Source organism: Pseudomonas protegens (assembly GCF_003732485.1).
GTDB classification, from domain to species: domain Bacteria; phylum Pseudomonadota; class Gammaproteobacteria; order Pseudomonadales; family Pseudomonadaceae; genus Aquipseudomonas; species Aquipseudomonas protegens_B.
In genome coordinates this window covers 24,833-32,918 of record NZ_MOAK01000030.1, presented here as the reverse complement: position 1 = coordinate 32,918, position 8,086 = coordinate 24,833, and the positions used below count along the sequence as shown (strand labels likewise).

1 protein-coding gene is annotated in these 8,086 nt (G+C 63.1%); it reads right to left on the bottom strand.

Going from position 1 to position 8,086, the window contains the following annotated elements; translation table 11 throughout:
- On the bottom strand, positions 1-8,086 hold an 8,086-nt coding region (locus tag BLX41_RS04295; RefSeq protein WP_259744418.1), incomplete at both ends, for a beta strand repeat-containing protein.

The following is an 8,086-nucleotide window of genomic DNA, read 5'->3' as shown; positions in this document are numbered from 1 at the left end:
GCCAGGTCGACCCCCGCCAGGTCAATGGTCTGGGTCGGCGTGGCCCCCGCCACCGCGCTGACATCGATGCTGGTGACCAGGGTTGCGCCACTGCCGGTGACCTTGAAGTGCAGGTAGTCATCCAGGGAAGCGGAAGTCGCATTCTCCCCCTGCAACAGCTGGGACAGGTCCAGCTTGTCGGTGCCCGGCGTGAAGTCGGTCACCACATCGTGCCCATTGTTGCCCAGCAGCCACTGGAAGGTGTCGCTGCCACTGCCTCCGGTCAGGGTGTTGTTGCCCATTCCGCCGATCAGCAGGTCATCGCCACCACCGCCATTGAGCACATCGTTCCCCAGGCCGCCGGTAATGACGTTGGCGTTGCCATCACCGGTCAAGGTGTCGTTGTAGCTGGAACCCACCAGGTTCTCGATGCCGGTCAGGGTGTCGGTGCCCGCGCCCAGGGTGTTCTGCGCCCCCACCAGGCCGAGGCTGACTGTCACCGCCGCCGTGGCATGGGCGTAACTGGCGGTATCGATACCCGGGCCGCCATCCAGCAGATCATTGCCCGGCCCGCTGAACAGCAGGTCATTGCCGTTGCCACCATGCAGGGTGTTGTTGCCCGCGCCCGCTGTCAGCACATCGTTGCCATCGCCACCATTGAGGATGTTGTCGCCACTGCCCGCCACCAGCACATCGTCACCGGCAGTACCGGTCAGGGTGTGTCCATCCTGGTAGGAGATGCTCACCGCCGCCACATCGCTGCCACCGTGACCATCGCTGGCGGTGTAGGTGCCGTGGTAATCCGGCGTAACGTTCTGCGCCCCGGAGTAATTCACGGTCATGGTCAGCTGGTAGCCTTCCGCGGCCGTCGTGTTGCTGCCGCTGGTGTTGGTGATGTTGACGATATGGATCTGGTAAGGCCCGTCCGCCGCCGCTGTGAAAGTGCCGCCATCGGCGATCGCCGTATAGGCACCGCCGTTGAAGGCATATTCCATGGTGACGTGGCCGGCTACCAGGTTGTGATCCAGATTCAGGGTTTCCCCCTGCTTGAGATTGACGGTGATCACATCCTCATCGTTGGCATTGGCGTTGGTGACGGCTCCCAGGTAACCGCTGACCAGCACCACCGCAGTCATGGTCGCGGCGTTGGCATTGAACGAGGCGCGGTCGATGGTGATGGCCTGGTTGGCGCCATTGTTGCCATTCCCGGCAAAACCGATGGTCTGCTGGCTGCTTGCCGTGAACTCCGCGCCCCTGGCAGCCCAGCCGGTGTTGAAGGTGGTGGGCGCCGCGTTCAGAGGATCGCCATTGGCGTCGCTGTCGTTGGCCAGCAGCACATCCCCGGGAATCGCCACACTGCTGGACAGCACGTTAGTGATGATGTGGTCATCCCCGGCAACCGGAGGCGCATTGGGATTGACCTTGACCACCAGGGTCGAGCTCGCCAGGTCACCGTCGTTGTCGCTCACCGTATAGCCGAAGGTCTCGGTGATCACCGAGCCTGTGACCTTCTGCGAGCTGTAGCTGAAGTTCCCGGTATCGAGGTTCACCACCAGGGTGCCGCCATTGCTGGTGGCGATGCTGACGCTGTTGTTGACGGTATTGAAGGTGCCGTTGTTGGTGGTGCCGCTAAAGGTCAGCGAGCCCTGGTTGCTGTTGCCTTTGGGGTCGTAGGTGTAGGTACCGCCATCCACTACGATCGACTTGATGAACCCGCCGTCGGCGCCAAAGCTACCGCCATCCCCCAGCAGACTGCCGGTGACCGGATAACCCTGCACCGTACCGGCCAGCACCGAATTGAGCTGGTTCAGGTCGGTGACCACCACCGCGTTGGTGTTGACGTGGGTACTGCCGTCATAGGCCAGCGGATCGAGGTTGGCATTGCTGACCCCGGTGCCCAGGCCGATTGCATAGTTCTTGATGCCATTGGCATCGAGGAAGGCTTTCCAGGCCGTCTCGTCCGCAGTGCCGATTTCCTGGCCCGAGGTCGGTGCGCCATCGGAGAAGAAGTAACCGACATTCTGCGCGCCACTGAGCTGGCCACTGGTGACAAAGGCCAGTTTCGCCGCAGCCACCGCCGCGTCGTAGTTGGTCCCTCCCCCTGCCACCAAGGTGGCGACAATCGCCTTGGCCGTGGCCACGTCGACCCACACCGGAGTCCGGTCGGTAGCGGTGCTGCTGAAGGTGACGAGCTGGACTTTGACATCCCCCATGTTGTCGTACTTGTCGAGCAAGGCGCTGATGGCCTGCTTGGCCAGGTCCAGCCGCGTCAGCCCGGAGACCCCGGAAGGATCAGCCATGCTGCCCGACACATCGATCACCAGCAGCAGGTTGGAGTCCACCTCCACTGCCGTCACCGAACGCTCACTGGCCACCGCCTTGGGCACATCATCGACAATGCTCACCAGGATGCTGCCGGTGGTGCTGTTGCCCAGGGCATCGGTGGCCTTGTAGGTGAAGCTCTCGCTCAGGGTATTGGCGCCATCGTTGGCGTTGGGGGTGGTTTTCGGCGCCGAGGTCAGGGTGTAGGTATAGGTGCCATTGGGGTTGAGCAGAATCTGCCCGTAACTGCCCGTTGCACTGCCCACCAGGCTGAAGGTGATGCCTGCGGAGCCGCCGCTGACCGACCCCACCAGGGTACCGCCGGCGGTTTCCGCAGTGGAGCCCGGATCGCTGCCGGTCACGGTGCCGGCGGCCAGGTCCTGGCCATCCTTATTCAGGTCCAGGGCTTTCTCATAGACAGTGACGTCCTGATCGGTCACCGCCTTGAGGCCGCTGTCGGTGACATTGATGGTCAGGGTGGTGGTGCTCTCGTCGCCATCGCTGTCGCGGATGGTGTAGGTGAAGACATCACTGGCCCCGGGCGGGCTCACCGAGTTCGGATTGCTGTGGTAGACCGCGTTGCCGGCGGCATCCAGGGTCAGGGTGCCGTAGGTGCCGGCGATGCTGCTGCCCAGCCCGCCGATGGCCGAGGTGGCGGTATTGCTGCCGGCGCGCACACCGACCACCGCGCCACCAACGGCTGCGCCATCGGCGCCCAGCACATCATTGCCCAGTACACTGACATTGATGGTGGCGCCTTCCATCCCGCTGGCAGTGTCCGCCACCGCGCCGGGCAGGTCGTCGACGATGTTGACGTCGATCACCCCGGACGCCGTACTGCCGTCGCCATCGGTGGCCACCACATTGAAGTGTTCGGCAATGCTATTGGCGCCCAGCGCCGTTGGATGGGCCTCGTTGTCCAGCAGGGTGTAGCTGTAGCTGACCACGCCGGTAACGGCGTTGTAGCCGGTGATGGTCAGGGTATTGCCCAGCGCCGTCGTTGCCGATTGCGGGAAGCCCGCGGCCACACCGCCACTGACCACATTGATGCCGCCCACGGTCAGGGTCTGCAGGCCGTCAAGCGCGGTCACGGTAAACGTGCCGCTCTGGGTCAGGGCCGGGGTATTGGGGCTGCTGCCATCGCTGAGGTTCTTCTCATAGACCGTCAACTCGCCACCGTTGACGTTAAGGCCGTTCAGGACCACCGGGTCGTCGTTGTTGTGGATCTGCAGCACCAGGTTCGCCGTGCTCGGGTCGCCATCGGCGTCGGTCAGGGTATAGGCGAAGGTTTCGGTGCCGTTGCCATTGCCGTGCAAGGCTTTGAAATCGGCATCCGCAGTGTTCAGCGTGTAGGTGTAGGAACCGTTGGCGTTGAGTACCAGGGTGCCGTAGGTGCCAGTAAACGTACCGGCAGTGACGGGGCCGGAAACCACCCGGTCCGCACCTTGTACATCGTTGGTCAAGACGTTGCCGGTCAGGGTCAACTGGCTCTCCGAGGCCGTGCCGGGGTTACTGTCGTTGGCTGCGGTGGGCAGGTCATCCACCACGTTCACATCCAACGACCCCGTGGCGCTGCTGCCATCGGTATCGGTAGCCACCACATTGAAGTGCTCGCTGAGGCTGTTGGCGCCGTTGGCGGTCGGGTGGGCGTCAGTGCCGTTGAGGGTGTAGCTGTAGCTGATGACTCCGGTGCCGGCGTTGTAGCCGGTGATAGTCAGGGTATTGCCCAGCGCCGTCGTTGCCGATTGCGGGAAGCCCGCCGCGACGCCGCCGCTGACCACATTGATACCGCCCACCGTCAGGGTTTGCACGCCATCCAGCGCCGTCACGGTAAACGTGCCGCTCTGGGTCAGGGCCGGAGTATCCGGGCTGCTGCCGGTGGTCAGGTTCTTCTCGTAGACGGTGAGTTCGCCACCGTTGACCTCCAGACCGTTCAAGGTCACCGGGTCATCGTTGTTGTGCACCTGCAGCACCAGATTCGCTGTGCTGGGGTCGCCATCGGCGTCGGTCAGGGTGTAGGTGAAGGTTTCTGTGCCGTTGCCATTGCCGTGCAAGGCTTTGAAATCGGCATCAGAGGTGTTCAGCGTGTAGGTGTAGGAACCGTTGGCGTTGAGTACCAAGGTGCCGTAGGTGCCGGTGAACGTGCCCGCCGTGACGGGGCCTGAAGCCACCCGATCCGCGCCTTGTACATCGTTGGTCAATACGTTGCCGCTCAGGGTCAGCTGGCTTTCCGAAGCCGTACCCGGATTGCTGTCGCTGACTGCCGTAGGCAGATCGTCCACCACATTCACATCCAATGAGCCGGTGGCACTGCTGCCATCGGTATCGGTGGCCACTACGTTGAAGTGTTCGCTGAGGCTGTTGGCACCGTTGGCAGTCGGATGGGCGTCATTGCCGTTGAGGGTGTAGCTGTAACTGATGACCCCGGTGCCGGCGTTGTAGCCGGTGATGGTCAGGGTATTGCCCAAAGCAGTGGTAGCGCTTTGCGGGAAACCCGCGGCCACACCACCACTGACCACATTGATGCCGCCCACGGTCAGGGTTTGCAAACCGTCCAGGGCAGTCACGGTGAAAGTGCCGCTCTGGGTCAGCGCCGGGGTATCCGGACTGCTGCCGGTGGTCAGGTTCTTCTCGTAGACGGTGAGTTCGCCGCCATTGACCTCCAGGCCGTTCAAGGTCACCGAATCGTCATTGTTATGGATCTGCAGCACAAGGTTTGCGGTACTGGGGTCACCATCGGCATCGGTGAGTGTGTAGGCGAAGGTTTCAGTGCCATTGCCATTGCCGTGCAAGGCTTTGAAATCGGCATCCGCGGTGTTCAGCGTGTAGGTGTAGGAACCGTTGGCGTTGAGTACCAGGGTGCCGTAGGTGCCAGTGAACGTACCCGCCGTGACGGGGCCCGATGCCACCCGATCGGCGCCTTGCACATCATTGGTCAATACGTTGCCGGTCAGGGTCAGTTGGCTTTCCGAGGCCGTGCCCGGATTGCTGTCATTGACCGCAGTGGGCAAGTCATCCACGACGTTGACATCCAGGGAGCCGCTGGCGCTGCTGCCATCCACATCGCTGACCACCACATTGAAGTGCTCGCTGAGGCTGTTGGCGCCATTGGCCGTCGGATGGGCGTCATTGCCATTGAGGGTGTAGCTGTAGCTGACCACCCCGGTACCGGCGTTGTAGCCGGTAATCGTCAGGGTGTTGCCCAGGGCGGTGGTGACGCTTTGCGGGAACCCCGCCGCTACACCGCCGGCAACCACGCTGATACCGCCGACGCTCAAACTCTGCACACCGTCCAGGGCAGTCACGGTGAAAGTGCCGCTCTGGGTCAGGGCCGGAGTATCCGGGCTGCTGCCAGTGGTCAGGTTCTTCTCGTAGACGGTGAGCTCGCCACCGTTGACCTCCAGACCATTCAAGGTCACCGGGTCATCGTTGTTGTGCACCTGCAGCACCAGATTCGCTGTGCTGGGGTCGCCATCGGCGTCGGTCAGGGTGTAGGTGAAGGTTTCGCTGCCACTGCCCCCGCCCTTGAGCGCCAGGAAAGCCGGATCGCTGGTGTGCACGCTATAGGTGTAACTGCCGTCCGCCGCCAGCACCAGGGTGCCGTAGGTGCCAGTGAAGGTACCGCCGGTAATGGGACCGGAAGCCACCCGATCAGCGCCCTGGACATCATTGGTCAGCACATTGCCGGTCAGGGTCAATTGGCTTTCCGAGGCGGTGCCCGGGTTGCTGTCATTGACTGCGGTGGGCAGATCGTCCACCACGTTGACGTCCAGGGAGCCGCTGGCGTTGCTGCCATCCACATCGGTGGCCAGCACACTGAAATGCTCGCTGAGGCTATTGGCGCCATTGGCCGTCGGATGGGCATCGTTGCCGTTGAGGGTGTAGCTGTAGCTGACCACCCCGGTGCCGGCGTCGTAACCGGTGACGGTCAAGGTGTTGCCCAGCCCGGTGGCGATGGATTGCGGGAACCCTGCCACCACCCCGCCGCTGATCACGCTGATGCCCCCTACGTTCAAGCTCTGCAGACCATCAAGGGCGGTCACGGTAAAGCTGCCGCTCTGGGTCAGAGCCGGAGTATCCGGACCGCTGCCGGTGGTCAGGTTCTTCTCGTAGACGGTGAGCTCGCCACCATTGACCTCCAGACCGTTCAAGGTCACCGGGTCATCGTTGTTATGCACCTGCAGCACCAGATTGGCCGTACTGGGGTCGCCATCGGCGTCGGTCAGGGTGTAGGTGAAGGTGTCGGTACCATTGCCGCCCCCGCCCAGCGCCAGGAACGCCGGCTCGGTGGGGTGCAGGGTGTAGGTGTACGAACCATCCGCTGCCAGCACCAGGGTGCCGTAGGTTCCCGTGAAGGTGCCGGCAGTGATCGGCCCGGAAGCGACCCGGTCAGCCCCCTGCACGTCGTTGCCCAGCACATTGCCGGTCAGGCTCAACAGGCTTTCCGAAGCGGTCCCGGGATTGCTGTCGTTGACCGCCGTGGGCAGATCGTCCACCACGTTCACATCCAGTGAGGCGCTGGCACTGCTGCCATCCACGTCGGTGGCCACTACATTGAACTGCTCGCTGAGGCTGTTGGCGCCATTGGCGCTCGGGTGGACATCGCTGCCATTGAGGGTGTAGCTGTAGCTGACCTCTCCGGTGGCCAGGTTGAAGCCGGTGATGGTCAGGGTATTGCCCAGCCCGGTGGTGATCGATTGCGGCACGGCGCTGACACTGCCGCCGCTGACCAGGGTAATACCGCCGACGCTCAAGGTTTGCAGGCCGTCCAGAGCGGTCACCGTGAAGGTGCCATTCTGAGTCAGCGCCAGGGTATCCGGGCTGCTGCCGGTGGTCAGGTTCTTCTCGTAGAGGCTGAGCTCGCCCCCCTGGACTTCCAGGCCTCGCAGCAGCACCGGATCATCATTGTTGTGCACCTGCAGCACCAGGTTGGCGGTGCTGGCGTCACCATCGGCGTCGGTCAGGGTGTAGGCAAAGGTTTCAGTGCCGTTGCCGCCGCCCTTGAGCGCCAGGAAGGCCGGATCAGTGGGGTGAACGGTGTAGGTGTAACTACCATCGGCCGCCAGCACCAGGGTGCCGTAGGTACCATTGAAGGTGCCGGCAGTGATGGGGCCGGAAGCCAGCCGATCGGCGCCCTGCACATCATTGGTCAGCACATTGCCGCTCAGGGTCAATTGGCTTTCCGAGGCGGTGCCCGCGTTGCTGTCATTGACCGCCGTCGGCACATCGTCGGTGATATTGACGTCAAGGGAGTTGCTGGCCGAGTCACCGTTGCTATCGCTGGCGACCACACTGAAGTGCTCGCTCAGGCTGTTGGTGCCATCCCCCGCGGAATGCAGGTCATTGCCATTGAGGGTGTAGCTGTAGCTGACCACTCCGGTAGCCGCGTTGAAGCCGGTGATGGTCAGGGTGTTGCCCAGGCCGGTGGCGATGGATTGCGGAAAGACTGCCGCCACGCCGCCGCTGACCACATTGATGCCACCGACATTCAAGCTGAACAGCCCATCCGGGGCCGAGACACTGAAGGTGCCGCTCTGGGTCAGGGCCGCCGGGTTGCTTGCCGACCCCTGCTCCAGGTTGGCTTCATTGACCGTCAGTTCGCCACCCTCCACCGAAAGCCCGCTCAGGCTCACCGGGTTATTGGGTGTCGCGCCATTGAGCGGCGGCAGGCCATCGAGGCGTTCAGGGACAAATTCGGGGATGCCGTTGAAGCCGGCTGTCGGAAAGCCGATCACCGGCTCGACCCGGCCCCCGACCTCTTCGAGCAGGACAAAGCTGTGACCGC